The sequence below is a fragment of the Streptoalloteichus hindustanus genome, assembly GCF_900129375.1.
Lineage (GTDB): Bacteria > Actinomycetota > Actinomycetes > Mycobacteriales > Pseudonocardiaceae > Streptoalloteichus > Streptoalloteichus hindustanus.
In genome coordinates, this window is sequence record NZ_FQVN01000002.1 from 715128 (window position 1) to 740794 (window position 25667).

Below are 25667 nucleotides of genomic sequence, written 5' to 3' on the forward strand. Positions count from 1 at the left end.
CGGAAGGGTTCTCCGCGCCCCCGCGTCGTGTGAGACGTGGATCATCGCGGCCATGACCTCGGAGGTCATTGAGTCCGTGACCGGCGCAGTGCGACGGTCTTTCCCGGTGGGGTCCTGGTGACGTGGGACCCCGGGAACCGAGGAGGCCCGCATGAGCACGGCGACCACTTCCGCACGGCACTCGACAGCCGGTGACTCCGCCTCGGCCCCGCTGCGCGTCATCCTGCGGATTGACGCCTGGGGCACCGCGGTGTTCGGCGTCGTACTGCTCGCCTGCTGCGGCCTGCTCAGCGGCCCGCTGGGGCTGCCGACCTCGTGGTCAGTCCCGTTCGGGGTCGCCATGCTGGGCGGGGCCGCCGCCCTCGGCCTCATCGCCGGCTACCCGAGCATCCCGGCGCGACACGCTGTGACGGTCGTCGCCGGGAACGCGCTGTCCTGCGTGGCCATGCTGGTGCTCACGTTCTCCGGGCTGATTCCGCTCACCGGCCCGGGCATCGCGTTCATGCTGGTAGGAGCCCTGGTGGTGGGGATCTTCGCGGGGCTCGAACTCCGCGGCACGCGCCGGATGATCCGGGCCGGCGACCGCGCCGGCACCGCCTGAGGTGACGCACAGCCCACTTTCGCGGCCGCGACCGTTGTCATCCTTGTGGGGCGGCATGATCTGACGGCGCTGGTCGAGCCACGCCGACGACTCTGGGGGAATCCGTGAAACTGACCATTTTCGGTGCCACCGGCGGAACCGGCCAGGTGCTGGTCCGGCAGGCCCTGGCGGAGGGCCACGACGTGCGGGCCGTCGTCCGCACTCCCGGCAAGCTCGCGATCGAGCACCCGTCGCTGGAGATCGTTGTCGCGGACGTCGTCGGCGCCTCGCCCCTCACGTCGACCGTGGCCGGCAGCGACGCCGTGCTGTCGGCACTGGGACCGGTGGGCCGCCACGACACCACGTCGGTGTGCACCGTCGCCATCAGACGCATCCTGGACGCCATGGACAGCGCTGGAGTGCGCAGGGTGGTCGCTCTCAGCGCCCAACCGGTGCTCCGGAGCGGCCTGGGTGAGCCGCTGTGGTTCCGGAGCACGATCCGGCCGATCATCCGCGCGGTGTTCCGCAACGTGTACGCGGACCTGGAGCGCATGGAAGGTGTTCTGCGCGCCAGCGCCGCCGACTGGACGGTCCTGCGGCCGCCCTACCTGACCGACGAGCCCGCGAGCGGCCACTACCGCAGCGCCCTCGAAGCCAGCGTCCCCACCACCAGGATCTCCCGAGCCGACCTGGCCCAGGCCATGCTCGACGTCCTGCGGGACGACACGACGATCCGACACGCCCTCGGCGTCGGCTCGGCGAAGCGGGGCAAGGACACGTCCCCCGCTCGCTGAGTGACCAGTTCGGACGAAGTCCGCGGCGGCAGGTGATCGCGCAGACGACGCTGAGGTCGACTGTTGGTCCTCGGCTCGTCGTCTGCGCGGACGTGGAGTCCTCGGAGCCTGTGGTCCAGGCGAAGGCGCGCTTGACCGGTCAGCGCACCTTCCCCAGACCGGCTCCGTGTTCTCCCTCTGGGGACGCATGCGGGGGTGGAGTCGACCAGGACTGCGGAGGGGGCCAACAGTCCGGGGGCGCGCTGTTCGGCGACGAGCCGCGCGCGATTCCCGCCAGAGGCCAGCCTCGCGTCACTGAATGAGCCCCCGCCAACCGCCAAGAGACCGCGCCCGAGGCACCGAACAGGACGGTGGGCAGCCGGTTCCCGTCGATACCGCTGCGCACACTGTGCAGGGATTCCGCTACGGCCCGGTGATCACCACGCCTGTGGCCGGGGTAGTGGAACCGTGGTGGACGCACGGGGGTCGGCGACTGCAACCGCGCCCATAGTTGGTCGGTCAGGACCTCCGCACGCGCGTCGTGACCTCGGAAGGCCTTACGCCGCGAACAAAGACATCACGCGAGCTCATGCTGAGCTGATCGCTGCGAGCTCGTGACGCAGTGGCTTCGGGCGTGTCCAGCAGATCGGTGCGTATGCGAGATGAGCAAGGCTTGGTGCAAGTCCTCGCAGGCACTCCCAGCGCCCATCCGCGGATGAGCGGCCCCACGACCAGCTTCCGCACCAGACGGCGGTACTTGTCGTGGTTGTCACTGTGGTCGCCGAGCACCATCTCCGAGAGACACCGAGGCCGGCTGCGCCTGCCCCGCACGGGCGGCGCCCCTTGGAGAAGCGGGACCAGGTGGGTGGGGTCATGGTGATCCTCGCCGGTCAGCGTGGCGGCCAAGGGGATGCCAGTGGCACCGGTGATCTGGTGGTCCTCACGACCAGCCCTACTCCGGTCGACCCGACCGCGTCCCGTCCTGGCTCCCCACCTGAACGCCCGGATGTGGGGGCCGTCGACCACTGCCCGGAGAAGTCCCCGCTCCTCGCAGCTTCGCCAGGAGGGAATCTCCCGCGGCCGCGGCCGCGGCCGCGCCGGCCTCGGCCCATTCGGTCAGGCGAGGCCAGCACGTCATGCCCGAGTCCAAGGCGATCCGGATGCCGCTTCCCGGATACCGACAGCGCTGTTCAGCCCCGAGCAACAGTGGCTCGGTCACCGTCCACAGCCGTGTTCGATGCCGAGGCAGGCAGTGGCTGGTGGTTTGCCCGCGCCCCGCATGAGCTTGCGGTATTTGTCCTGGTCGTGGGCGCGATCGCCCACGGCCAGTCGTTCAGCCGTGTGTGGCCAGGGTGGCGAGTCCGGTGTCCGGCCGTGGGCGGCAAGGACTCGATCAGCTGGCAGTGGGCTGGAGTAGCGGCTGGCCTGGCGTGTCGGCACTCGGTGTCGACCCCAGGGTTCGTGTCCACATCGGATGAACGAGTGTCCGATGTGGACAGGTAATCGCGGCCGGTGACGGTCGGGTTACCGGCCGCCGAGGAGGGCGCCGAGCAGGCTCGCGGTCGTCGCGCTGGTGGCCGCGATGCCCCAGCCCACCGGCCCGAGTGGTGTGCAGCCGAAGAACTGGCTCACGCCCGGCGTCTGGATGGTGGCGGCGAGCACGGCGGCCGAGCCCAGGCTCGCGCCCAGCACCTTCCGGTCCAGCCCGCCCGAGATCAGGGTCTGGCCGAGTTGGGTGCCCACCAGCGCCGCGAGCGCGACCGTGCTCGCCCGCCGCGACCGGCCGGTCATCCGTGCGGCCACCCACGCCCCGGTCGCGCCGAGCGTGGTGATCGCCGCGCGCAGGGCCACGTCCCGGTTCAGCGCCACGCCCAGCGACCTGTCCGGCCCCTCCCGGAGCAGCTCGGACCTGGCCTCGGCGCCCGGCGGGGGCCGCAGCGCGATCGCCAGCGCGGGCGCGAGGTCGGTGAGCAGGTTGACCAGCAAGAGTTGGCGGGCGTTGAGCGGGGACCTGCCGGTGGTGGCCGCGCCGAGCACGGTGAAGCCGATCTCGCCGAGGTTGCCGCCGATCAGCACCGCCAGCGCCCTGCGGACCGATGACCACATCGCCCTGCCCTCGACCAGGGCCGCGATGACGGTCTCCAGCCGGTCGTCGGTGACCACCAGGTCGGCGGCGGCCCTGGCCGCCGGGGTGCCGCGCCGGCCGAGCGCGATGCCGACGTCGGCCAGCCGGATGGCCGGCGCGTCGTTCGCGCCGTCGCCGGTCATCGCCACCACCCGGCCCAGCCGTTGGTAGGCCTGGATGATCCGCACCTTCTGGCTCGGGCTGCACCGCGCGATCACGTCCACAGTGGGCAGTAGCTCGTCCAAACCCTTGTCGTCCAACGCGTCGAGCTCGGCTCCGGTGACGACGCGGCCCTCGTCGCCGTCGGAGCGGACGGTGGCGGCGATCGCGTCCGCGGTCGCCGGGTGGTCGCCGGTGACCATCACGATCTGCACGCCGGCCTCGCGCAGCTTGGCGGCGGCCGGGGCGGCGCTGCCCCGCACCGGGTCGGCCAGGGTGAGGAAGCCCAGGAACGTCAGGTCGTCCAGGTCCTCGCCGGCGCCGTCGCCGACGCTCGCGCCCCGGTTCTCGGCCACCGCCAGCACGCGCCGGCCGGCCCCGGCCAGCCGCTCCGCGCGTTCAGCCAGCTTTCGCCGACCCCGGTCGTCCAGGGGGCGCTGTCCGCCGCCCACCCCGTGTCGGCGGCACCGGGGAAGGATCACCTCGGGAGCGCCCTTGACGCTGAGCAGGACGTGCCCGTCGGCCTGCCCCACGGTCGCGTGGTACCCGCGAGAAGGTTCGAACGGCACGGTCTCCAGCTTGTGCCAGCCCCGGGCGGCGGTGGTCAGGCTGACGTGTGCCGTGCGCGCGCCCTCGACCACGGCCTGGTCCGTGTGGTGCGCCAACTCCTCCGGCCGCTCGGCCTGCGGTGTGGCGCGCAGTCCGGCGGCGAGGACTGTCCTCAGTGGAGGGTCGAGGTCGTTCAGCGGCCGGGTCCGCTGTCCGTCGTCGACCTCGCTGAGCCGCAGTCGGCCCTCGGTGAGCGTTCCGGTCTTGTCGAAGCACAGCACGTCCACGCGGCCCAGCGCCTCGATCGTGCGCGGGTTGCGCACCAACGCGCCCCGGTCGGCCAGTCGGCGGGCCGCGGCGAGCTGGGCGGCGTTGACCAGGAACGGCAGCCCCTCCGGCACCGAGGCCACGGCCAGGTTCACCGCCGCGCCCAGGGTGTCGCGCAGCGGGACGCCCCGCAGCACTCCCGCGCCGGCGACCGCGGCGGCCGAGCCCACCGCGAGCGGCAGGCTCAACTTGGCCAGCGACCCGAGACGGGCCTCCACCCCGGTGGTCGGCGCGCCCTGGCGGGCGGCGGCCATGCTCCGGCCCACCTCGGTCGCCTCCCCGGTGGCCACCACCACGGCGGTGGCGTGGCCGGCGGCGATCGTCGTGCCCTCGTAGAGCACCGACTTCCGCTCGGCCAACGCGGCGGCCACCACCGCGGCCGGGTCCTTGGCCACCGGCAGCGACTCGCCGGTCAACGACGACTCGTCCGCCTCCAGCCCCGACGCCTCCAGCAGCCGGCAGTCCGCGGGCACCACGTCGCCGGCGGACAGCACGACGATGTCACCGGGGACCAACTCCTCGGCGGTGACCACGCGCTCGACGCCGTCCCGCCGCACCTTCGCGCCGACGGCGGAGCGCGCGAGCAGGTTCGACAGCGCCCGGTCGGTGCGTACGCGCTGCACCGTGCCGATCCACGCCGACAGCAGCACGATCCCGGCCACCAGCGCCGCGTCGGTCACCGAGCCGACCGCCGCGGACACCGCCGCGCCGCCGGCCAGCACCGGCGTGAGCGGGTTGGCCAGCTCCTCCAGGAACGCGCTGCCCAGGCTCGTGCCCAGCGCCGGCCGCCCGCCCACGGCCCGCCACCGCCGCCGAACCTCCGCGTCGCTGAGCCCGTCCGCCCCCGTGTCCAGCCGGCGGAGCACCGCCTCCGCCGGCATCAGGTGCCACGGCGTGTCGCTGACGACCGGCGGCGCCGGCCGGGTGTGGAGGTGGTGGGCCCGCCACAGGCCGTCGACGAACGCGAGCGCGGCCCCGGCGTTGACGGAGCGGAGGCTGGCGGCCGAGGGCTGCGCCTGACCGCCGCGCAGGGCGAGGATGCCCCCGATCCCGGTGGCGATCTGGGACAACCGCACCCCGTCCCTGGTCACCTGGCGCGCGGCCGCGACCGACTCCACGACCAGCACCGCGGCCTCCAGGTCGGAGCCCACGATCAGGTGAGCGCCCCAGGGCGGCGGCGTGCCCTCCCGGTGCACCCCCAGCCCGCAGTCCGCCCTGGCCAGCGCGTGGCGATCGGCGGACAGCAGCATCACGACGTGCCCGGCGTCCTGGAGCCGGCGCACCACGTCCACGAGCTGCCCGTCGTGGGGGACCACCTCGTCGGCGAAGTCGAGGTCCGGCTGGTCAGAGGCCACGAGGAGGCGCAGCCCCACCCGGCGGACGGCGGCGGCCACGGCCTGCATCCCGGGGGCGAGCTCCTCGCTGACCGCCAGCACGGCCTGAAGACGCCGGCCCTCGGCCAGCCCGAGCACCGTGGTCGCGCCGCCCTCCGCGAGGCGTTCGCGCTCGCGCGTGCCCTTGCGGCCCTGGAGATCCAACTCGTCGACCGGGCCGAGGGACCAGCCGTCCTTCCGCTGGACCATCGTGGGCGCCGTGGCGTCGAAGAGGTCGAACGCGCGCCCGGTGACCCGCTCGATCTCGGTGTCCGGCAAGGGAACCAGGTCGGTGAGGAGCCAGCGACCCGTGCGCAGCGCGGGCTCGTCGATCACCACGGTGTCGATCACGTCCATGCGCCGCAACACCGCGCGGTCCATGGCCAGCGTTCCGCGCCGGGCCAGCACCCGGCCCAGGTGCGCCGCGAACGCGGCCCGGCCGGAGTCGTTGGCCTTGGGCAACGCGGCCAGCCCGAGCGCGGCGGCCCGCCGGGGGCCGAGCAACGGGGTGGCCACGGCCGTGGCGGCGGACCCGAGCCCGAGGACGCGCCGCGCGTACCGCTCGGCCGGGCCCTCGGCGACCGCACCGTCCCGCGCGGCGGGCACCGGCTCGGCGGCCGCGTCCTCCGGGCCGTGGATCAGGTGCTCCTCCGCCCGGCACCACGCCGCCTGGTGCGCCCTGGCCTCCCTCCACTGGGTGACGCGTTCGGCCACGTCGAGCAGCGTGCCCGTGCCCCCTGTGGCCAGGCCGTGCACGAGGGCGGCGGTCATCGAGGTCACCGAGTCGGCCCGCTCGTGGCCGTGCAACCGCCGGGCCACGCTCTCCCGCAGCGTGGGGTGCAGATCGGTCGCCGAGACCAGACCGGCCAGCTCCGTGGGCAGCGGGGTGAAGGGCAACAGCCGGGTGACCGCCGACAGGGCGAGGCCGAACGCGTCCACCGCGAGCGTGGGCAGCACCCGGGTGCCGGCGGTGCCATCCGCCGGGTGGTGCAGCTCGTCCTCGGCCATCTCCTCCGTGCGGTTGGCCGGCTCGGCCTCCGCGCGCGCCACCAGCCGGACCAGCTCAGCCGACCGGGGCGGCGGGTCGGTGACCGCGATGATCACCCGCGACGCGGGCGCGTTGACCCTGGCCCACACCACCCCGGGATGCCGCTCCAGAACCCGCTCGATCCGCCGGGCCACGCGCTCCCCGTCCGGCCCGTGCACCCCGTGCGCCTCGACGTGCAGCCGCCCCGGGCACGACCACACCTTGTTCCTGGGCCGCCCGAGGTAGTCGAGGGTGGCCCCGGCGACCTGCCTGGCGAGCGCGCCCAGCGTGTCGAGTGGATCGGCCGTGCGCGCCTCCTGAGAGCCCATGTCACCCCGTCCGCCGTGACCGTCCCCGTCCCCCCAGGGGTTCCCGCAGCCCACCCCGCCTATGCGTCCGCAACCACCCCTCGCCGATCAAGAACCCCACCCCGCCAGAGGGCCTCTCGCGCCACCCCACCCCTGTGATCTACTGGTCGAGAACACCATGATCGCCCGCTGTTCGCCCAGGTCAGCAAGTGTCGTCCCCGCGCGCGCGGGGGTAGCTCCGAGTCAGGGGCGGGCCGTCCGAGATCAGAGCTGTCGTCCCCGCGCGCGCGGGGGTAGCTCCCCCAACCGACGCTTCTGCCGCGCCCACCGGGCGTCGTCCCCGCGCGCGGGGGTAGCTCTACGGAGTAGAGCACGACACAAGGATTGGGCAGGTCGTCCCCGCGCGCGCGGGGGTAGCCCTCAGGACCAGGCACGCAAGCACCGAGAGCCCTTGTTGTCCCCGCGCTCGGGGGTGGTTCCCCAGGCATTCATCGCCGCCGGCCTTGGGGTGTGTACAGCGGGGTGGGGCCGGAGCTTCGGGCTGCGGGGAGTGTGGCTGGGGACTGGCTGAGGTTCGGTGTGTCCTTCTGTTGGTGGGTTGGGTTGGTCTTGGGCTCTTGACGGGGGGTTGTCGCGGACCTACTGTCGGTTCCGCTCAGCAGAAAAAAAGTTTCGTATGGCGGAATTTATGGGGAGGGGTCGCGTGGAGGTCCCGGGCAGTGTCCGGTTCGACGTCAACCTGTCGATCCTGTTCACCGAGTTGCCCTTGCTGGAGCGTCCCGCTGCGGCCAGGGCCGCCGGCTTCGATGCCGTGGAGTTCTGGTGGCCGTTCGACGTGGCCGTCCCTGGTGACCGTGAGGTCGATGGGTTCGTCAGGGCGGTGCGCGACGCGGGGGTTCGGTTGGTGGGGCTGAACTTCTTCGCCGGCGACATGCCGGGCGGTGACCGGGGACTGGTGTCGTGGCCAGCCAGGTCAGCCGAGTTCCGCGACAACATCGACGTCGTGGTCGCGGTGGGAGAGCGGCTTGGCTGCCGTGCCTTCAACGCCCTCTATGGCAACCGGATCGACGGGATCGCCCCGGCCGAGCAAGACGCGGTGGCGGCGGAAAACCTCGCTCTGGCGGCCAAGGCAGTCCAGCGGATCGGCGGCGTCGTGCTGGTCGAACCGGTCAGTGGGGCGCCGCGCTATCCCTTGCTCACCGCCGCCGACGCCGTGGCCGTGATCGAGCGTGTCGAGCGAGAGTCCGAAGTGGACAATCTGCGTCTGCTGGCAGATCTGTACCACCTCGCGGTCAATGGCGATGACGTCGAGCAGGTGATCACCACCCATGCTCGTCGCATCGGGCACGTGCAGATCGCCGACGCGCCCGGCCGCAACGAGCCCGGCACCGGGCGGCTCGATCTCGCCGGTCAGCTCACCCGGCTCGCGGACCTCGGCTACAGCGGCCATGTCGGGCTGGAGTACCAGCCCAGTGGCGCGAGCGTCGACAGCTTTGCCTGGCTGCCGCCCGACCGGCGCGCCAGCTCCTGATCGCAGCACCTCAGGGAGGCACAGTGACCGCCCAACCCGTGTTATCAGTGGGATTCGTCGGCCTCGGCGTCATGGGCGCGCCGATGGCCGGGCACCTGGTGGCCGCCGGCCACCAGGTCACCGGGTATGACCTGCACGCCGAGGCGCGGAACCGACTCGCGGAAGCCGGTGGACGTGCGGCGGAGAGTGTGGCCGAGGCCGTCGCCGGAGCCCAGGTCGTGATCACGATGTTGCCCGCCGACCCGCATGTCGAGCAGGTCGTGTTCGGTGAGGGCGGTGTCCTCGACTCGGCGAAGCCTGGCACGTTGCTGGTCGACATGAGCACTGTCCGCCCGGAGACCTCGCAGAAGGTTGCCACGGCGGCTGCCGAGCGCGGGGTGCAGGCGCTCGACGCCCCGGTGTCCGGTGGTGAGGCGGGAGCGCGACAGGCAGCACTGTCCATCATGGTCGGTGGGGACGAGGCCGACTTTGCCAGAGCCAAGCCGTTGTTCGACGTGCTCGGAAAGACCATCGTCCACGTTGGACCATCCGGTGCCGGACAGGTGGTCAAGGCGGCCAACCAGCTCGTCGTCGGTGGGATCTACGCCCTGGTGAGCGAGGCGATCGTCCTGTTGGAGGCGTCCGGAGTGGACGCCAAGGCGGGGCTGGACGTGCTCGCCGGCGGGTTGGCCGCCAACCGGGTTCTGGACCTGAAGCGGGAGTCCATGGTCGCCCGGCAGTTCCAGCCGGGATTCCGCATCGACCTGCACCACAAGGACATGGGCATCGTGTTGGCCGCCGCCAGGCAGGCCGAGGTCGCGTTGCCGATGGGCGGGTTCGTCGCCCAGCTCGTGCAGGCCGCCCGGTCGATGGGCTTCGGGTCACTGGACCACTCGGCGTTGCTCAAGGTGGTCGAACGGTTCTCCGGTCGCGACCCACACGACGAGCAGACCGCGAACTCCCACGCCTGAGAACGCAGCCAGCCTCGCGCCGGCCAGGCACCGAGCGGCCGGCAGCCCGCTTCTCGAAAGGTGTCCACTGCCATGCCCAAGATTCCCACCATGCGAGCGGTTGTCGAGATCCTGAGATCCGAGGGCGTCGACACTGTCTTCGGCTGTCCCGGTGCCGCGATTCTTCCGCTGTACAAGGCGTTGGAGCAGGACGGGTCGATCGAACACCTCGTCGTGCGGCACGAGGAAGGCGCGACGCACATGGCCGACGGCTGGGCCAGGACCACCGGCAACGTCGGTGTCGCGATCGGCACTTCCGGCCCCGCCGGCACGAACATGATCACCGGCCTCTACACCGCGCTCGCCGACTCCATTCCCATGCTCTGCATCACCGGGCAGGCGGTGAGCACCAAGCTGCACCAGGAGGCGTTCCAGGCCGTCGACATCGTGGAGATCGCCCGTCCGGTCACCAAGTGGGCCGTGCAGATCAAGGAAGCCGCCCAGGCACCGTGGATCCTCCGTGAGGCGTTCCGCATCGCCCGCTCCGGCCGGCCCGGCCCGGTGCTCGTGGACATCCCGTTGGACATCGCCCAGCAGCACATCGAATGGGACGCCGCCATCGACGCCCCGCTGCCGGTGGCGTTCGTCGAGCCGCACCTTCCCCGCGTCGAACGCGCCCTGGACATGGTGTTGGCCGCCGAACGCCCGCTGATCCTGGCTGGTGGCGGGGTGATCCTGTCCGAGGCGTCGGACGACCTCGTGGCACTGGCGGAGCACCTCAACGTCCCGGTGCAGGTCACGTTGATGGGCAAGGGTTCGATCCCGGAGAACCACCGACTGTTCGCCGGCATGACCGGAGTCCAGACCCACCAGCGGTACGGCAATGCATCGTTCCTGGAAGCCGATCTCGTGCTCGCGGTCGGCGCTCGCTTCGGCGACCGGCACACCGGACAACTCGACGTCTACCGAGGCGACCGCATGTTCATCCACGTCGACATCGAGCCGACGCAGATCGGCAAGGTCTTCGGCCCCGACCTGGGCGTGGTCTCCGACGCCAAGCTCTTCCTGCGGGCGATGCTCGGCGCAGCACGCCGCAGGAAAGCCGGCGCCGCAAGGGAAAGCTGGGCGGCCAGGGTTGCCGAACTGCGCCGAACGCTGACCCGGCCGCTGGACCTGCCCGGCGTCCCGATCAAGCCGAACCGGGTGTTCAAGGACATCAACGAGACCTTCGGATCGGACACCTACTTCGTCACCGCGATCGGGCTCTACCAGATCTGGTCCGGCCAGTTCCAGGAGACGTTCCTGCCCCGGCACTACCAGGTCTGCGGCCAGGCCGGCCCGCTCGGCTGGGAGATCCCCGCCGCGATCGGCGTGAAGAAGGCCCGACCGGACGCAGAGGTGGTTGGCGTCGTGGGCGACTACTCGTTCCAGTTCCTGGTGGAGGAGTTGGCGGTGGCCGCCCAGTACGACATCCCGTTCGTGCTGGTGATGCTCAACAACGAGTACCTGGGTCTGATCCGCCACGCGGCGCGCGGCTACGAGATGAACTACCAGGTCGACATCCACTACGACGAGTTCGGCACGGACAACGTGAAGATCATGGAGGCGTACGGCTGCTCCGGCCGCCGGGTGACCGAGCCGGAGGAGATCCGCTCGGCCCTGGAGTGGGCCAGAAAGGAGGCCGCGCGCACCAGCCGGCCCGTGCTGGTTGAGGTGATGATCGAGCGCGAGGCCGGCATCGCCGCGGGCGTGCGCATCGACCGGATCACCGAGCCGGTGCCCGTGCCCGCCCCGGCCATTTCCGCGCCGTGAGCCACGTCGTCCTGGCTCCGGACAAGTTCCGGGGCTCGCTCACCGCCCAGGAGGTGGCCGAACACCTCGCCGCGGGGATCGCCGAGGTCGCGCCCGACGTCGAGGTCCGGCGCACGCCGATCGCCGACGGCGGGGACGGCACGCTTGACGCCGCCGTGTCCGCCGGCTTCCGCCGAGTGCCGGTGCGGGCCCCGGGGCCGACCGGGCGGGTGCTGGACACCGCCTACGCCGTGCGCGACGGCACGGCGGTGGTCGAACTGGCCGACGTGTCCGGCCTGCGCCGACTGTCCGGAGGCGCTCCGGCCCCGCTCAGGGCGAGCAGTCACGGGACCGGCGAGGTGATCAGGGCGGCGGTGTCCGCCGGGTGCCACACCGTCGTGCTGGGCCTCGGCGGCAGCGCCTGCACCGACGGAGGAGCCGGCATGCTGCGCGCGTTGGGAGCGCGGCTGTTCGACGAGGCGGGCCGTCCGGTCGGCCCGGGTGGGGCCGCACTGGCCCGCCTCGCCAGGCTGGATCTCTCCGCCGTGCGCTCCACCATCGCGGATGTCCGGATCGTGCTCGCGTCCGATGTGGACAATCCCCTGGTCGGGCCGGCAGGGGCGGCTGCCATCTACGGGCCGCAGAAGGGAGCCACACCGGCCGATGTCGCGTTGCTGGAGGCCGGATTGCGGCGGTGGGCGGAGCTGGTCCGCCGTGAGGCCGGTGGGGACTGGGCCGGAGCACCGAGCGCCGGTGCGGCGGGCGGGGTCGGTTTCGCCGCGCTCGCCGTGCTGGGCGCGGAGCCGCGATCCGGTGTGGACTTTCTGCTGGATCTGCTCGACATCCGGGCCCCGCTCAGGAACGCGCGCTTGGCGGTGACCGGGGAAGGGATGTTGGACGAGCAGACATTGCACGGCAAGGCCCCGGCAGGGCTGGCGGCTGCCGCGCGTGCGGTGGGCGTTCCCGTTGTGGTGGTGGCAGGCCAGGTCACCGTCCGGACCGCAGCCCTGCGGCGGGCTGGAGTGGAGCGGGCCTACTCGCTGACCGATCTGGAGCCCGACCTGTCCCGATGCGTTGCCAACGCCGGCCCACTGGTGCGTTGTGTGGGCGCACGCCTCGCGCGCGAGTGGCTGCGGTAGCCGCGGAGTTCGATCTGGCGGGTTCAGTCGCGGGGCCGGCGGCGGTATGTCAGGGACTGGAGGTCGATGGTGACGCTGTGGCCGGCGATCTGCCCCTCGTAGATGCCAGTGAGCGGCGACGTGAAGTGGTACTGCCCGGTGTCGTCCAAGGTATAGGCGGTCAGGGAGATCAGGTCTTCCTGGATGTCCACGACCCAGGTCAACGGAATGTTGTTGGCCGCGTACTCGCGAGGTTTCCTGATGTAGTCGCGGGCTGCGGAGTGCCCGGGGGAAACAATCTCTACCGCGAGCACGATCTGCTCGGCTCGAATGCGTGCCTGGTCCCACACCGCGGTGTCGGCGACCACGACGTCCGGGACTCGGCGCGGTGACGGCCCGGACAGCTCGACTTCGAACCCGGCGATCGCCTCGAACTCGTCGGGAAGCTGCTCGTCGAGCTGGGCGACAAGACGCTTGGTCGTTCGCAGGTGAGGACCGGAAAGTCCGGCCAGCACAAGGATACGGCCATCCTCGATCTCGTGGCGATGTTCGTCGTCCCTGGGGAGGGCGTCGAACTCGTCAACGGTGATGGAGTCACCGGCGCGGACCTGGGGTGTGGTCATGGCCTGGCCTCTGTCCGTGGCCCGCCCGTGGAGGTGACGGGTCGGGTTCGATCACGTGTTGGCGACGAGTCTGACGATAACACCGTCGCCGCAAGGGGAATTCGCAGGTGAAGGTTGTGCCGGGGTGTCCTTGGAGGGGAGAGGTGGCGTGCGGGAGACCCCCCAGTCGCCCCGCACGCCACCGTGGTCCTCAGGTGCTCCTGACGATGTCTGCGCCTGTCCCATCACAGCAGCGTCAGCCGGATTCGGGGAGGGCGACGGCTGTCCGAGTGTGTCTGCGTTCGTCCGTGTTCGTCCGTGTTCGTCAGTACTCGTCCGTGCTCGTCTGCGTTCGGATCTCCGTACCGGTTTCGCGCCCGAAGTACGTCCGATCGGGTCGGCGTCCCATGGACGTGCAGCGAGAACGCTTCTGTGGTCTTGACCAGCGCATGTCGGGCTCCTAGGTTTCATGGTGAGGAAACTAGCTTCCACGAAGCGGAATAGGCCTCAAGGTCCGGCGGATCACCATCGCCGGCCGGCGGAGAGGGGGACGGCGATGAGCGGGCTCGACGTCGTGTTCCGGGCTCGACGGGTGATCACCACCGCCGGTGAGTCGGCCAGGGCGGTGGGCGTGCGGAACGGCCGGATCGCCGCCGTGGAGCCGTTCGACGCCGACCTCACCGCGCACCGCGTGGTGGAGCTGGCCGACGACGAGGTCCTGTTGCCCGGCCTGGTCGACACCCACGTGCACGTCAACGAGCCCGGCCGCACCGAGTGGGAGGGCTTCGCCACCGCCACCAGGGCGGCAGCGGCCGGCGGTGTCACGACGCTGATCGACATGCCGCTCAACTCCGTGCCACCCACCACGGACGTCGCCGCGCTGGAGGTCAAGCGCGCGGCGGCCGAGGGGCAGTGCCACGTCGACGTCGGCTTCTGGGGCGGAGCGGTCCCCGGCAACGTCGCCGAGCTGCGGCCGTTGCACGACGCGGGCGTGTTCGGCTTCAAGTGCTTCCTGCTGCACTCCGGCGTGGAAGAGTTCGCCCCGCTGAACGCGGCCGGTGTCGAGAACGCGTTGCGGGAGCTGCGCTCCTTCGACGGGATGCTCATCGTGCACGCCGAGGACGCCGACGCGATCGACCACGCGCCCAGCGCCCACGGCGAAAACTACGGCGACTTCCTGGTCTCGCGCCCACCCGACGCGGAGAACGTGGCCATCGCCCAGATCATCGAGCTGGCCCGACAAACCGGCGCCAGGGCGCACATCCTGCACTTGTCTTCCGCCGAAGCGCTGCCCGCGATCGCCTCGGCGCGTCGCGACGGAGTCAGGATCAGCGTCGAGACCTGCCCGCACTACTTGTCGTTCTGCGCCGAGGAAATCCCGAACCGCGGCACGCAGTTCAAGTGCTGCCCGCCGATTCGTGAGGCCGCCAACCGCGAGTTGCTGTGGCGTGGCCTGGCCGACGGCGTAATCGACTGCGTGGTCTCCGACCACTCACCGTGCACAGTGGACCTGAAGTGCCTCGACGTTGGCGACTTCGGCGTGGCGTGGGGCGGCATCGCCTCGGTGCAGCTCGGCCTGTCGGCAGTCTGGACGCAGGCTCGCCCACGTGGCCACAGCTTGGTGGACGTGGTGCGCTGGATGGCCGAGCGCCCCGCCGATCTGGCCGGCCTGCGCCACAAGGGGCGTATCGCTCTCGACTACGACGCCGACTTCTGCGTCTTCGCACCGGATGACGCCTTCGTCGTCGACGCCAGTCGCCTGCGCCACCGCAATCCGGTCACCCCTTACGCCGGGCGGCCGTTGGCCGGAGTGGTGCGCGGAACCTGGTTGCGGGGCGAGGAAGTAGCCGGCGACCAACCACAGGGACGACTTCTCCGGAGGGGTGCCGCGTGACGGACGAGGAGTTCACCGATCTGCCCGACCTGGCCTCACGACGTGTCGGCGGCGCGGTGGTGTTCGCCAACGACGAGCTGTTCGCAGAGAAGGAGAACCTCGTTCGTCCGGAGGAGCCGGTGTTCCAGCCGCACACCTTCGGTCACAGGGGCCAGGTCTACGACGGTTGGGAGACGCGCCGGCGAAGAGATCCAGGGTTTGACTATGCCCTCGTCCGACTCGGTGTTCCCGGGGTCGTGCGGGGGATCGTCGTGGACACGGCGTGGTTCCGGGGCAACTACCCGCCGGAGATCTCGGTTGAGGGCGCGTCGGTCGAGGGATATCCGTCGCCGGTGGAGCTTGAACACGTGGAGTGGGTGCCGCTGGTGCCCCGCTCCGCTGCCCAGGGGGACACCAAGAACGTTTTCCCTGTCGCGGTCGAGCAACGCGTGACCCACGTCCGGCTGTGCCTCTACCCCGACGGTGGTGTCGCTCGCCTGCGGGTTCACGGAGAGCCCGTCGTCGACCCGCGACTGCTCGACGTGGGGCCGGTTGACCTCGCCGCGCTGGAGAACGGCGCGAGGGTTCTGGGCTGTAGCAACCGTTTCTACTCCACGCCCAACAACCTCATCGCTCCCGGCCAGGCCCGGGTGATGGGGGAAGGCTGGGAGACCGCCCGCCGGCGCGACGACGGCAACGACTGGGTGTGCCTGCGGTTGGCGGAGGCGGGGCGCGTCCGCTTAGTCGAACTGGACACCTCCCACTTCGTGGGCAACGCACCGGCTTGGGCGTCAGTGCGTGGGTCCCTCGACCCGGACAACCCTGATGGCTGGTTCGACATCCTTCCGCGTGCTCGGCTGCAACCCGACACGCTGCACCGCTTCGCCGTGGAGGTGGGGCAGGACGCGACGCATGTTCGGCTGGATGTCCATCCCGATGGTGGCCTCGCGCGGCTGCGGCTCTACGGCGCCCTCACGTCGTCGGCCCGGCGGCGGCTGGGCACGCGGTGGTTCGACCTGCTGGGCGAGCAGCAGGCACGGGACGTCCTGACCACCGCCGGACTGTCCACAGTAGACGCCCACCGGATCGCCGCCAGGCGACCGTACACCGAGCCCGGGCCCTTGCTCGACGCCCTCGCGGAGCTCGGTCAGCAGCGGGCGATCGGGCTCCTGGTCGGAGGAAGCTGACCTACCCGCTCAGGTGACATCGGAGTAGCCGGCATCCGGGTGATTCCGAAGCTGTGACACGCTGCCCCGGTGATCGAGATGCGCACCGTGCGGGACGAGGAGCTGACCACCGCCGAGCTGGCCGAGCTGCGCGCCTTCCTGGACGCCGCGTACGACTACGAGTTCGGCGACGAGGACTGGCGACACGCCCTGGGCGGCTGGCACGTCCTCGGATCGGTCGACGGCGCGCTCGTGGCGCACGCCGCCGTCATCCCCCGCACCCTCCACTCCGGTTCCCGCGCCTGGCGGACCGGCTACGTCGAGGCCGTGGGCGTGCGACCGGACCAGCGCGGCCACGGCCACGGCCGCACCGTGATGCTGGCGGCCGCCGACCACCTCCGGACGACCTACGAGCTGGGCGCGTTGTCCGCGGGACCGCAGAACTGGGCCTTCTACGAACGCCTCGGCTGGCTGCGCTGGACCGGACCGACCTTCGTGGAGGTGAACGGCGAGCGGCGTCGAACCACCGAGGACGACGGGGAGGTGTTCGTCCTCCCCACCCCGGCGACCGGCGAGTTCGACCAGACCGCGCCCCTGGTGTGCGAGTGGCGCTCCGGCGACGCCTGGTGAGAGCCCCGAACGCAGAGAGAAACCCCACCAACCCCGCGATTCCGGCGATGTTGGTGGGGATCTCTCGCTTACCGCTTCCAACTACTCCTCGTACGTGACGAAGTTAACCGGTACCTTGTTCAGGTTCCAGTGCATGATGTTGTCGTCACCCTCGTTCGTCAGCACCTCCAGGATCACCTTGGTCATTGGCCCCGAATGCTCCCGCCACTCGTCCATACTCTGATTGTAGTAAGCGGTCCACCACTCATCCGGGTTAGCGGACTGGGTCAGCCAGAAGAACATCCCACCTTGAAGGTCATCTCCCCAGGGAAGCAGTCCGCCGGGCTCGGGGAACAGTCGGTAGTCGACGCTTTCCAGGTACTCCAGGTCCTCGTCACCGATAACCTCCAGAACCTCGTCGACGTTGGCCTTGAAAGGTAGCCACCCGTCGTCGTCCTCAACTGGGCTGAATACCCGAACTGAGTTGCGGAAAACTCCCGAAGGAAATCGGGAGAACAGCTCCTTGTAGTCTGAGGGGAGTGGAGTTCCCAGGCCGCGCTCCACGGTTAACCAGTCGCCAGCGGGCTGGAAGTTCCGGTTCCAGCCGACCGTTGCGGCGATCTCGTCCACGAGGGACCGTGCTCGTTCACTGCTCATGCTTCCTCCTGTCGGGAGAACGAACACATCAGGGCGACCTCACTTTTCCACACGCTCGGAATTGCTCGTGAGGCCGTCCCTCGCGGACGGCGGCGAAAATCCGTGGCCAAGACGACCCGTTGTCTGGGACGGTGGGGCGACTGTCCTGCCCTTCGCGCGGGTGGAGCGGTAGCGCTCTCCACGCGGGTGGCGGGACGAGGTCGAACCGGAGCCATTCCAGGGAAACGGAGATGAGGACATGCCCGAAGCCGGGGCGCGCGTTGGTGTCAGGATTCCCCGAGAGCTTCCCGAGAACCAGCTGATCGACCTGGCGCGCCACGCGGAGCAGGCCGGCGTGGACGAGGTGTGGGTGGTCGAGGACTGCTTCTACGCCGGCGGAATCGCCACCGCCGCCACGATCCTGGCCGCCACGGAGAAGGTCGCGGTGGGTATCGGGGTTCTGCCCGTGGTGGCCAGGAACCCGGCCATCGCGGCCATGGAGCTCGCGATGCTGGCCGGACTCCACCCGGGACGGTTCGTCGTCGCGTTCGGGCACGGTGTCGCGTCCTGGATGCGGCAGATCGGCGCCTACCCCTCGTCTCCGCTGGCGGCGCTGGAGGAGACCCTGCTCGCGGTCCGGCGGCTGCTGGCCGGCGAGCGCGTTTCGATGGCCGGCCAACACGTGCAGCTCGATGACGTCGTCCTTGAGTTCCCGCCGACGGTGGCGCCTCCGGTGCTCGCCGGGGTCCGGCGGCCGAAGTCCCTGGCGGTGTCCGGCGCGGTGGCGGACGGCACCATCCTCGCCGAACCGGCCGCTCCGGAGTACGTGCGCGCCGCCCGGGCGAAGATCGAGAAGGGGCGGACCGCCGACACCGCGCCGGAGCGGCACTCGATCGTCACCTACAACTGGTTCTCCCTGGACGACGACCCCGAGCGGGCGCGGGAGCGCGCGCGGCTCACCGTGGCGCTCTCGCTCACGCCGGGCGCTCTGGCACACCTGGAGCCGCTGCCCTTCGGCGAGGAGCTGCTGGCCGTCGTCAAGGACAGCGCCACCACCGAGGAACTGGCGGCCCGGCTCCGTCCAGAGTGGATTGATCAGCTCAGCGTGTCCGGCGATCTCGACCGCTGTGCCGAGCGGGTTCGGGAACTCCACGACGCGGGCAGTGACTCCGTGATCCTCCTGCCGCTCCTCGGGGAACCGGAGGCGGACTCCTTCACCGCCGCCGGCCGGGTCGCGGCGAAACTCCGGGCCTGACAGGCACTGACGATCCGTGGCCGGCCCGGTCTTCCACCAGTGGAGTCGGAAGACCGGGCCGGCCCGCAGAAACTCCGGTCACGAACCGCCGAACCGTTGCCGCAGAACAGCTCCGGTGGCCTGGTCTGCGGGGTAGAACGACTCGATCGCCAGCTCGGAGACCGTGACGTCCAACGGAGTGCCGAAGACCGCGGTGAGGCTCAGGAACACCAGCTCCTGGTCGCCGTACCGGTAGTGCAGCGGCACGACGACGTCGCCGGGGCCCGGCAACTCGATCTCCGGCTCGGGCTGGTCGCACGGATAGCCCCGCAGCTCCTCCAACAACGCGGTCAGGCCGGCGTCGCCGGTGACCGAGATCTGCCGGCGCAGCCGCCCGAGCAGATGCGCTCGCCACTCCCCGAGGTTGGCGATGCGCGGCGCCATGCCCTCCGGGTGCAGGCTCAACCGCAGGGCGTTCACCGGCGGGGCCAACAGTTCCGGCGCGGCCCCCTCGGTGAACAACGCGATGCTGGAGTTGGCGTCCAACAGGTTCCACGCCTTGTCCACCACCACGGCCGGGTAAGGCTCATGTCCGGCCAGCACCTGGCGCAGCGCCGCCCGCACCGCCCCCAGCTCGGGCGCCTCCAGTCCGCGTTCGGGATACACGGGCGCATGACCTCCAGCCAGCAACATGCGGTTGCGCTCCCGCAGCGGCACGTCGAGTTGCTCGGTGATCCGCAGGATCATGTCGCTCGTCGGCCGCGACCGCCCGGTTTCGAGGAAGCTCAGGTGCCGGGTGGAGATGTCCGCCTGGATGGACAGTTCGAGCTGGCTCAACCGACGCCGCTGGCGCCACTCCCGCAGCAGTTCCCCCACCGGACGCTGATCGGCCGCGCCCGCACCCGACCGCCGCGCCGCGGCCCGCACATTGATCGTCACGACCCGACGCTAGGCCAGCCACCGCCCCTCCACCATTACCTCCGAGGTAATCCCCATCATGTCGGGGATCGCGACCACGGCCGCACCTTCTCCACGGGTCGTTGATCTCGCACTCGGGCTACTCTCGGCGATGGAGGCGACACGGCAAGCCACGCGGGAGGCGTAATGCCCAGCCCCGACGCCACAATTGGCGCACGAGTTCGCAGGCTTCGTGAGCACGCGGGAAAGTCCCGAGCCGCCCTCGCCGGTCTCCTGGGCAAGAGCGAGGACTGGCTCAAGAAGATCGAGCGGGGAGACCGGGGCCTGACGGTTCAGATGGCGACGTGCCTCGCTCGGCAGCTCGGTGTTCGGGATCTACGCGAGATCTACGGCGACGAGCTGGCGGGCCCGATCGCCACCACCGACCGCCCTGGCCACCCACTCGCCAACGCGGTGGGCCTGGCTCTCACCACCTATCTCGCCCCTACCGACAAGCCGGTGGCGCTTGACCATCTCCAGTCTCGGGTCGACTCGACATGGCGGACGTGGCACACCAGCCCCACCATGCGGACGGATGTGGGGGAGGCGTTGCCGAGTCTGCTCACCGCAGCACGTGCGGCTGTCACGAGCGTCAGCAGTGACACGGACCGCAGGAAGGCGCGCTTCGTGCTGTCCGAGGCCTACCACCTCGGGCAGGCATTCCTCGCCTGGGTCGACGGGGCATCACACTGGTACTGGCTCACGGTCGATCGCGGCCTCCAGATGGGGGAGGACGCTGACGACCCGGTCGCCCGGGCCGCTGGCCTGATGTACTACGCGTTCGCGCTGCGCGTCGTCGGGCAACCGGAGGGCGCGCTCGACGTGCTGAACACCGCCGTCGAAGCTCTTGATCCGGTCCTCGACGCTGGCGACCCCGATGTGTGGGGAATGCGGGGAGCACTTCATCTCGCCGTCGCCAGCACCACCGCCCGCCACCTGGGCGACCCTTCGGCCTGGGTCGCCGTCGAGGAGGCTGATCGGGTGGCGGCCCGCCTTCCCAAGGGCTACGTGCACCCGCGGCACCCGTTCTCCCGGTCGCACGTTGACCTCCACAGGTGTTGGGTGGCGCAGTGTCTCGGCGACACCACTGATGCGCTGCGGCACGCCGACACGATCGAACCGGACGACATCCCGTCCAGGGTTTGGCAGGCCCAGCACCTGATCACGGTCGCTCGGGCTTACCACCAACGACGTGACACCACGGCGCTGCTTCCGCTTGTGCAGGCAGAAAGGTACTCGCGGGAGGCTGTCCAGTTCTCGATGCCCGCACGCGAGGTGATCATTGATCTCGCGCGCAACGGGAGGGATGCTGTGCGTCGCGAGGCGAATGCCTTGGCGCAGCGGGTCAAGGTGCTCGTATAGCCCGTCACCCGATCGCCTGGGGACAGTTTGTCCCCGGGGACGGGCTGTCTCCCAGTACCGCCCGCACTAGTGCCTGTGTGTTGCCGAGATCGGGAAGGACTGTGCCGGCCCCTGCCTCTCGCAACTCGCGCAAACTGCTCTTTCCCGTGGCGACCCCGATGACCCGAGTACCTGCCTTCAGTCCGGCCGCCACATCGCGAGTCGTGTCACCGATGAGCACGGTGTTGGCTCCGTCGAACGTGTCGCTCCCTTTGACGCTGGCGTTGCACTGTGCGATCTTCACCAGATCGGCTCGGTCAACGTGGTCATCTCCGTACGCGCCAATGGACAGGTCGAGGTAGCGAGTCAGACCGAACACCTGCACCTTGATCTGGGCGATGTCCCGAAGGTTGCCCGTCAGGACGCTCTGGAGAACTCGCGGTTCTGTGTCGAGCGCCGCCAGACTCTCAGCAGCGCCAGGAAGGACGCGTCCCTGCCTCGCCAACCAGTCGCGGTGTGTGTCGTAGCAACGGGTCAACGCTGCGGCGAGGTGTGAGACCGCGTTGTCCGAGGGTTCTACCCCGTTGTCGCGAAGGGTCTTGCGCAGAATCTCCAATTCAGTCCGACCGGACACGTTAGCCAGAGTGGTGAGCGTCTTCCCGGTCGCCTGCGGGAACGCTCGCTCGTAGAGAGCTCGGCCGACACCCCGTGTCTCGATCAACGTGTGGTCGATGTCCCAGAGCACCAGGAGTTGGCTGGGCGAAGCCGACATGGAGGCAGTCTGCCATCCGGGTCGACGTACTCGTGATCCACGGCCCTGCGCGCTGTGTCCTCAGATCTCAGGGGAATCCTCACAACTCATGACTTGGATGGTCGGCCTTGGCAAGCCACGCAACAGTGAGCGCCTCAGGCGACCCGCGCCTGAGGCGCCCGTGACTCCCGAACGCTTCGGGACAAGAGCCGGCAGGTGGTTCAGGCAGGCCGGACCAAACTCATGCGTTCGGCCAGTCCGAGGAGTTCCCGCCCGCCCGAGTCACGTCGGGAGCGCTCGATCATCTCCGTGACCATGCTCCGAACGAACACGTTGTTGCGGGTGCGAAGCGGTGCGAGCTGTTCCGCGCGTCGCAGAAGCTCGACAACCTCGCGGTCGGGGCGCCGGAGCCCCGCGAGGGCGCGCGCGTGGTCGATGAAGAACGTGGCCCGGCGGGATCGCAGGGGGATCGCCTCCGGTGCGAGACGTGCGGCGACCTCTGCCGCGAGGACTGGGTCTTCGGATTCGAGGGCGATGGACATCCGCCAGAGATCGACGTTCGCATCACTGAATCCCAGCCAGAAAGCGTTGGGACGCTCTACCCGCCGTGCGAGGTTCCTCGCTTCGGCGATCTCGTCGTCGGCCTGACCGGACTCCGCCGTCACAGCGCAGAACCCGGCCGTCAGGAGGGACGTTCCGTAGACCTGAATGCTCTTGTCGTCATCTGGCCCGAGTTCGCGCAGCGCCCGCTGGGCGTGTTCGTGTGCTTCGTCGTAGGCACCCAACGAGACGAGCGCTTGGGTGTAAGCGAACTCGGCGACACCCGCCCACACGGGATCTCCAAGACGTTCGGCGGCTTGGAGGCCACGTTGGGCGGCGTTCCACGCGAGCAGGTTCTCGCCGAGGTTCCGCACAAGAAGGGTTGTGACCTGGCAAGTGAGGATCAGGCACCGCAGTGCCTCGTTCCTGTCGTCCCCGGTGCCTTGCACCGCTGTGGCGTGCAGGTCGACCAGGAGGGAAGGCAGGGCGCGTCCAACTTCCGTATAGTCGCAGGCTTGGCGTGCGTCGGCAACTCTCGCCGTCTCGGCCTTCAGCTCGGCTGTAGGGCGTTGAGGCGCGGAGCGCGCATGGTCAAGGTTGGTCGTCACCAGGGCGAACTGGATGTCAGGGATCGCGCCGTGCACGTCGCTGTCACCTTGGTCGGTGGGAACGAAGGTACCGGTGAGATCGCCGACGCTGCATCGCAACGCATTCGCGATCTTGGCGAGAGTCGAGCGGCGCTCGACCGCCTGCCGTCCGTTCTCGATACGAGAGAGATAGCCCTTGCTCAGGCCGCTGAGGCCGGCAAGCGCGTCTAGGGTCATGCCACGCCAGCGGCGCATCCGCCGGATGGCTGTCCCGATCTCGGGTGCCTCGCCAGTGGTCATGAGGTGACGGTACGTGCACCCGATCGGGTACACCAGACCTGGGTTTCCTAGAAGGAAACTTTCTCCGTCGCCACAGCCCTAGCTTCGCCCCTGCTCCTGATCACCGTCTGTCTCTCATTGCGGAGGGCGAGCGTGTTGGCGGAACTCTGGCGGACACTTCTCTGGGGGACGCTGCTCGCTGAAGTGTTCATCCTGGTGGCACTGCTGCCGCCAGTTGCGCGTCGCCTTCGGCATATTGAGTCGCGATTGTGGTTGTGGGTTTACGACCGCCGCAGTGAACGCCGGCGTCGTCGATAGCGGGCGCCTCTCCTTCTTCCGGTGGGACGGCGTCCTCCGATCGGCCCCGACGTGTCCGAGATCCTTCTAATGTCCCTTATGGACTATCTGGAGTGGACTGTGAGTGAGTTCGAGCAGTGGGTTGGGGGCCGCCGTTTGTGGATGTTCGCGTCCCTGGCCCAGCTTGGGTGGACGTTCGCGGCCGCGGGTAGCCGCGAGCGGGGCACCGCTGATGGTGCCCCGCTCGTGGGATTGCTTCGAGGATGCGGCCGCAGCATGATCAAAGTGGCGACGGCGGAGCGGTTACTGGCTCTTGGCTGTTCTGCGGGCGCGGGGAGACAGCCCCAGAGGCCACTGGCCCTGGAGCCCCGCGGTCCTGTTGTCGGTCAGTACTTCAGTGGCAGGCGGAACCGTGCTGACATCCGGTCGCCAGCACCCACTGCCGTGGTGGTCTCGACTGGGCGGCCTGACCCGTCCGTCGTGATCCGGTACGTCACCAGGACAGGCACTCCGGGCGGCAACTCCATGGCTTCGCGCTCCAGGGGGTCAGGCATCCGCGTCGTGATCGTCTCGTCGGCCTCGACGGGTGCGTGCCCCGCGTCGGCGAGGAGGCGGAACAGATCGGCACCCGTGTCCGGTCGGTGCGCGGCGTCGGCCAGGTCCCCCGCGCCGTTCTCGTGGACCGCCGTGACAACGTGCTCGGGTAGCCACTGGTCGGTGATCTGGGCAATGCCGCTGCCCTTGGCGAAGTGCCGCACCCTGTGCACCACCCTGCTTCCGGGCTCGACGCCCAGGCGCTCGGCGATCTCCGGGTCCGCCGGCTCCCACTCGGCTGAGATGACCTCGTCCTGCCCGGCGCCCGCCTGGTCCTGCCACGTCCGGGCGACCGCCCGGCTGCCGGAGTAGCCGAGCTGCACCGGCGCGGTCTCGCGGACCACGGTGCCCACACCTCGGCGCGGAAGCACCAAGCCCTCGTTCGTCAGCGTCGCGATCGCGTCGCGAACGGTGTCGCGGGCGACTCCGTACCGGCTCATCAGGTCCGGGATGGCAGGGAGCAGTGAGCCCGCTGGGTACTCGCCGGTGGTGATCGCGTCGCGAAGGTCGGCCGCGATCTTCTGGTGCTTGGTCATGCCGCCCATCTCCTTGGGTTGCTCCGATCGCGTGAACGTGTAGACGTTTGGGTTGAAGGTGTAGATGTTGCGCAGGGTTCGATGTTAGCTTCCCTGCGTCACCAAACGTCTACACTTTTCGGCTCACTGGTCCAGAAACCTGTCTGATTTGGACACACGCAGGGGGTAGACCTCGTGTTCACTCTTCTCCCTATCGGCAGCGCCTTAGTTGTTCCGGCGCTCGTCGTCACCACCATCGTTGCCTTTCGATGGCGCCTTCGGTACGCCCGTGAGGTTGAGGTCGAGGAGTGGTGCCGGGTCGTCGATCACATCGCGCGGTGGACGACGCTCGCCACGCTTCGGGTCCAGGGCGACCAGGCTCATCTCGTTCCGAGGACCGAGCGGTGGTGAGCCCGGTCGATGTGATCGGCACGGTTCCGTTGGCGATCGCTTGGTGGATGGTGGGGCACCGGGCGCGGTGCTCCCGACCTGGGTGTGTGATCTGTGGTCGCCATGACGAGAAGATCGTTCTTGGAGTCTCCGGCCTCGCGGCAGCGCACGGCAGGCAGATCTGGCGTCGCCGCCGAATCGCTTTCGTGGTGCGCGTAGCGATTCTCAGCCTTGTCGTCGTGGCGCTGCTGCTCGGCCCGAGATAGAGCTGCCGTCCACCCTGCCCGGCCCTGGGGCTCCCGTTTCTGTCCGGGCCGTGTGAGCGGGTGGAGCCCCGGCGGCGGGGCTGTTCTCGATAACCACAGATGGTTTCTCTCGTTCGACGCTGTCCACTGTGGAGATACGTGTCATGGATTTCACTCATACCTGGCTCCCGTGCGGCGGGGAGCGGCATGCCTACCCGGGTGAGAAGCGGGCCGATGGCAAGGAGGTGACCACCTACTGCGGACTCGTCGTGAGTGTCACAACCTATGGCGATCCGAGGATGCCGGAACGGTTGTGGCCGGAGTGCGACACCTGTCGGGAGAAGGCCGCTGAGTGTGCCGACCGTCGTGAGAGGGCGGTTCGGGAGATGCGGCGAACCCTGCACGCCTACGGCGACCGTCCGCCCTGTCGTCGGGGCTACTGATCGAACTATCCACAAAGG

General features: G+C 69.9%; 20 protein-coding genes. 12 read left to right on the forward strand and 8 right to left on the reverse strand.

All coding sequences use genetic code 11. From position 1 onward, the window contains the following. The first annotated feature begins 151 nt into the window (after positions 1–151). Positions 152–601, forward strand: a complete 450-nt coding sequence (locus BUE43_RS08565) for a hypothetical protein (RefSeq protein ID WP_073480814.1) — start codon at positions 152–154, stop codon at positions 599–601. A gap of 104 nt (positions 602–705) precedes the next feature. After that, on the forward strand, positions 706–1374 hold the full coding sequence (locus BUE43_RS08570; RefSeq protein WP_073480815.1) for an NAD(P)-dependent oxidoreductase: 669 nt from the start codon (positions 706–708) through the stop codon (positions 1372–1374). Positions 1375–2877: 1503 nt separating this feature from the next. Here the strand turns inward: BUE43_RS08570 and BUE43_RS08575 are convergent. Then, a complete protein-coding gene (locus BUE43_RS08575) occupies positions 2878–7242 on the reverse strand; it encodes a cation-translocating P-type ATPase (protein ID WP_073480816.1) in 4365 nt (1454 codons plus the stop codon). 682 nt (positions 7243–7924) lie between these two features. On the opposite strand from BUE43_RS08575, the gene BUE43_RS08580 reads away from it, so the two are divergent. The 4 genes from BUE43_RS08580 to BUE43_RS08595 all read left to right on the forward strand — a co-directional run bounded on the left by BUE43_RS08580 (position 7925) and on the right by BUE43_RS08595 (position 12611). Beyond that, positions 7925–8752, forward strand: a complete 828-nt coding sequence (locus tag BUE43_RS08580) for a hydroxypyruvate isomerase family protein (RefSeq protein ID WP_234995605.1) — start codon at positions 7925–7927, stop codon at positions 8750–8752. A 23-nt stretch (positions 8753–8775) separates the two neighbouring features. After that, positions 8776–9702, forward strand: coding sequence for a 2-hydroxy-3-oxopropionate reductase (locus BUE43_RS08585; RefSeq protein WP_407697097.1), 927 nt, complete (start codon positions 8776–8778; stop codon positions 9700–9702). 72 nt (positions 9703–9774) lie between these two features. After that, complete coding sequence (gcl, locus tag BUE43_RS08590) at positions 9775–11493, forward strand: glyoxylate carboligase (RefSeq protein ID WP_073480818.1); 1719 nt, start codon at positions 9775–9777, stop codon at positions 11491–11493. Beyond that, the gene (locus BUE43_RS08595; protein ID WP_073480819.1) at positions 11490–12611 is read left to right on the forward strand and encodes a glycerate kinase; all 1122 of its coding nucleotides are present in this window, start codon (positions 11490–11492) and stop codon (positions 12609–12611) included. Before gcl ends, BUE43_RS08595 begins: the two co-directional genes overlap by 4 nt. A 23-nt stretch (positions 12612–12634) precedes the next feature. Here BUE43_RS08595 and BUE43_RS08600 read toward each other — a convergent pair whose 3' ends face one another. Continuing rightward, positions 12635–13213, reverse strand: coding sequence for a Uma2 family endonuclease (locus BUE43_RS08600; protein WP_073480820.1), 579 nt, complete (start codon positions 13211–13213; stop codon positions 12635–12637). A 535-nt stretch (positions 13214–13748) separates the two neighbouring features. Between BUE43_RS08600 and allB the strand changes: the two genes are divergently transcribed. The 3 genes from allB (at position 13749) to BUE43_RS08615 (ending at position 16861) form a co-directional block, all read left to right on the forward strand. After that, positions 13749–15086 (forward strand): allantoinase AllB, encoded by a 1338-nt coding sequence (allB, locus tag BUE43_RS08605; protein ID WP_073480821.1) that lies wholly within the window; start codon positions 13749–13751, stop codon positions 15084–15086. Continuing rightward, a complete protein-coding gene (gene alc, locus BUE43_RS08610) occupies positions 15083–16252 on the forward strand; it encodes an allantoicase (protein WP_073480822.1) in 1170 nt (389 codons plus the stop codon). Before allB ends, alc begins: the two co-directional genes overlap by 4 nt. Positions 16253–16330: 78 nt before the next feature. Further along, entirely contained in the window at positions 16331–16861 is a 531-nt protein-coding gene (locus tag BUE43_RS08615; protein ID WP_200797442.1) for a GNAT family N-acetyltransferase, read from the forward strand. Positions 16862–16942: 81 nt separating this feature from the next. Here BUE43_RS08615 and BUE43_RS08620 read toward each other — a convergent pair whose 3' ends face one another. Next, the gene (locus BUE43_RS08620) at positions 16943–17497 is read right to left on the reverse strand and encodes an SMI1/KNR4 family protein (protein ID WP_073480824.1); all 555 of its coding nucleotides are present in this window, start codon (positions 17495–17497) and stop codon (positions 16943–16945) included. 238 nt (positions 17498–17735) lie between these two features. Here BUE43_RS08620 and BUE43_RS08625 point away from each other — a divergent pair, with 238 nt between their 5' ends. Continuing rightward, a complete protein-coding gene (locus BUE43_RS08625) occupies positions 17736–18731 on the forward strand; it encodes an LLM class flavin-dependent oxidoreductase (RefSeq protein WP_073480825.1) in 996 nt (331 codons plus the stop codon). Between the two features lie 78 nt (positions 18732–18809). Here the strand turns inward: BUE43_RS08625 and BUE43_RS08630 are convergent, their stop codons facing one another. Continuing rightward, entirely contained in the window at positions 18810–19649 is an 840-nt protein-coding gene (locus BUE43_RS08630; RefSeq protein WP_407697098.1) for a helix-turn-helix domain-containing protein, read from the reverse strand. Positions 19650–19814: 165 nt separating this feature from the next. Here BUE43_RS08630 and BUE43_RS08635 point away from each other — a divergent pair, with 165 nt between their 5' ends. Beyond that, positions 19815–21029, forward strand: a complete 1215-nt coding sequence (locus BUE43_RS08635) for a helix-turn-helix domain-containing protein (RefSeq protein WP_073480827.1) — start codon at positions 19815–19817, stop codon at positions 21027–21029. Positions 21030–21033: 4 nt separating this feature from the next. Here BUE43_RS08635 and BUE43_RS08640 read toward each other — a convergent pair whose 3' ends face one another. From BUE43_RS08640 to BUE43_RS34105, 4 genes are all read right to left on the reverse strand, one after another. Beyond that, a complete protein-coding gene (locus BUE43_RS08640) occupies positions 21034–21780 on the reverse strand; it encodes an HAD family hydrolase (protein WP_073480828.1) in 747 nt (248 codons plus the stop codon). A 200-nt stretch (positions 21781–21980) separates the two neighbouring features. After that, positions 21981–23186, reverse strand: coding sequence for a helix-turn-helix domain-containing protein (locus BUE43_RS08645; protein WP_073481022.1), 1206 nt, complete (start codon positions 23184–23186; stop codon positions 21981–21983). Between the two features lie 662 nt (positions 23187–23848). Further along, positions 23849–24592 carry a GntR family transcriptional regulator gene (locus tag BUE43_RS08650; RefSeq protein ID WP_159447713.1) on the reverse strand — a complete coding sequence of 248 codons (744 nt, stop codon included), beginning with the start codon at positions 24590–24592 and terminating at the stop codon, positions 23849–23851. Positions 24593–24796: 204 nt separating this feature from the next. After that, complete coding sequence (locus BUE43_RS34105) at positions 24797–24955, reverse strand: hypothetical protein (RefSeq protein ID WP_159447714.1); 159 nt, start codon at positions 24953–24955, stop codon at positions 24797–24799. 415 nt (positions 24956–25370) lie between these two features. Here BUE43_RS34105 and BUE43_RS35930 point away from each other — a divergent pair, with 415 nt between their 5' ends. Further along, complete coding sequence (locus BUE43_RS35930; RefSeq protein WP_407697105.1) at positions 25371–25649, forward strand: HC3 family zinc finger protein; 279 nt, start codon at positions 25371–25373, stop codon at positions 25647–25649. Positions 25650–25667 lie beyond the last annotated feature (18 nt).

What these genes read in the sequence shown, in the direction of transcription:
- allB (WP_073480821.1), top strand. Translation starts at nt 13,749, where the DNA reads ATGAGCGGGCTCGACGTCGTGTTCCGGGCTCGACGGGTGATCACCACC.
- BUE43_RS08645 (WP_073481022.1), bottom strand. Translation starts at nt 23,186, where the DNA reads ATGACCACTGGCGAGGCACCCGAGATCGGGACAGCCATCCGGCGGATG.
- BUE43_RS08615 (WP_200797442.1), top strand. Translation starts at nt 16,331, where the DNA reads ATGCGCACCGTGCGGGACGAGGAGCTGACCACCGCCGAGCTGGCCGAG.
- BUE43_RS34105 (WP_159447714.1), bottom strand. Translation starts at nt 24,955, where the DNA reads ATGAGCCTGGTCGCCCTGGACCCGAAGCGTGGCGAGCGTCGTCCACCG.
- BUE43_RS35930 (WP_407697105.1), top strand. Translation starts at nt 25,371, where the DNA reads ATGGATTTCACTCATACCTGGCTCCCGTGCGGCGGGGAGCGGCATGCC.
- BUE43_RS08635 (WP_073480827.1), top strand. Translation starts at nt 19,815, where the DNA reads ATGCCCAGCCCCGACGCCACAATTGGCGCACGAGTTCGCAGGCTTCGT.
- BUE43_RS08565 (WP_073480814.1), top strand. Translation starts at nt 152, where the DNA reads ATGAGCACGGCGACCACTTCCGCACGGCACTCGACAGCCGGTGACTCC.
- gcl (WP_073480818.1), top strand. Translation starts at nt 9,775, where the DNA reads ATGCCCAAGATTCCCACCATGCGAGCGGTTGTCGAGATCCTGAGATCC.
- BUE43_RS08625 (WP_073480825.1), top strand. Translation starts at nt 17,736, where the DNA reads ATGCCCGAAGCCGGGGCGCGCGTTGGTGTCAGGATTCCCCGAGAGCTT.
- BUE43_RS08650 (WP_159447713.1), bottom strand. Translation starts at nt 24,592, where the DNA reads ATGACCAAGCACCAGAAGATCGCGGCCGACCTTCGCGACGCGATCACC.
- BUE43_RS08620 (WP_073480824.1), bottom strand. Translation starts at nt 17,497, where the DNA reads ATGAGCAGTGAACGAGCACGGTCCCTCGTGGACGAGATCGCCGCAACG.
- BUE43_RS08640 (WP_073480828.1), bottom strand. Translation starts at nt 21,780, where the DNA reads ATGTCGGCTTCGCCCAGCCAACTCCTGGTGCTCTGGGACATCGACCAC.
- BUE43_RS08575 (WP_073480816.1), bottom strand. Translation starts at nt 7,242, where the DNA reads ATGGGCTCTCAGGAGGCGCGCACGGCCGATCCACTCGACACGCTGGGC.
- BUE43_RS08600 (WP_073480820.1), bottom strand. Translation starts at nt 13,213, where the DNA reads ATGACCACACCCCAGGTCCGCGCCGGTGACTCCATCACCGTTGACGAG.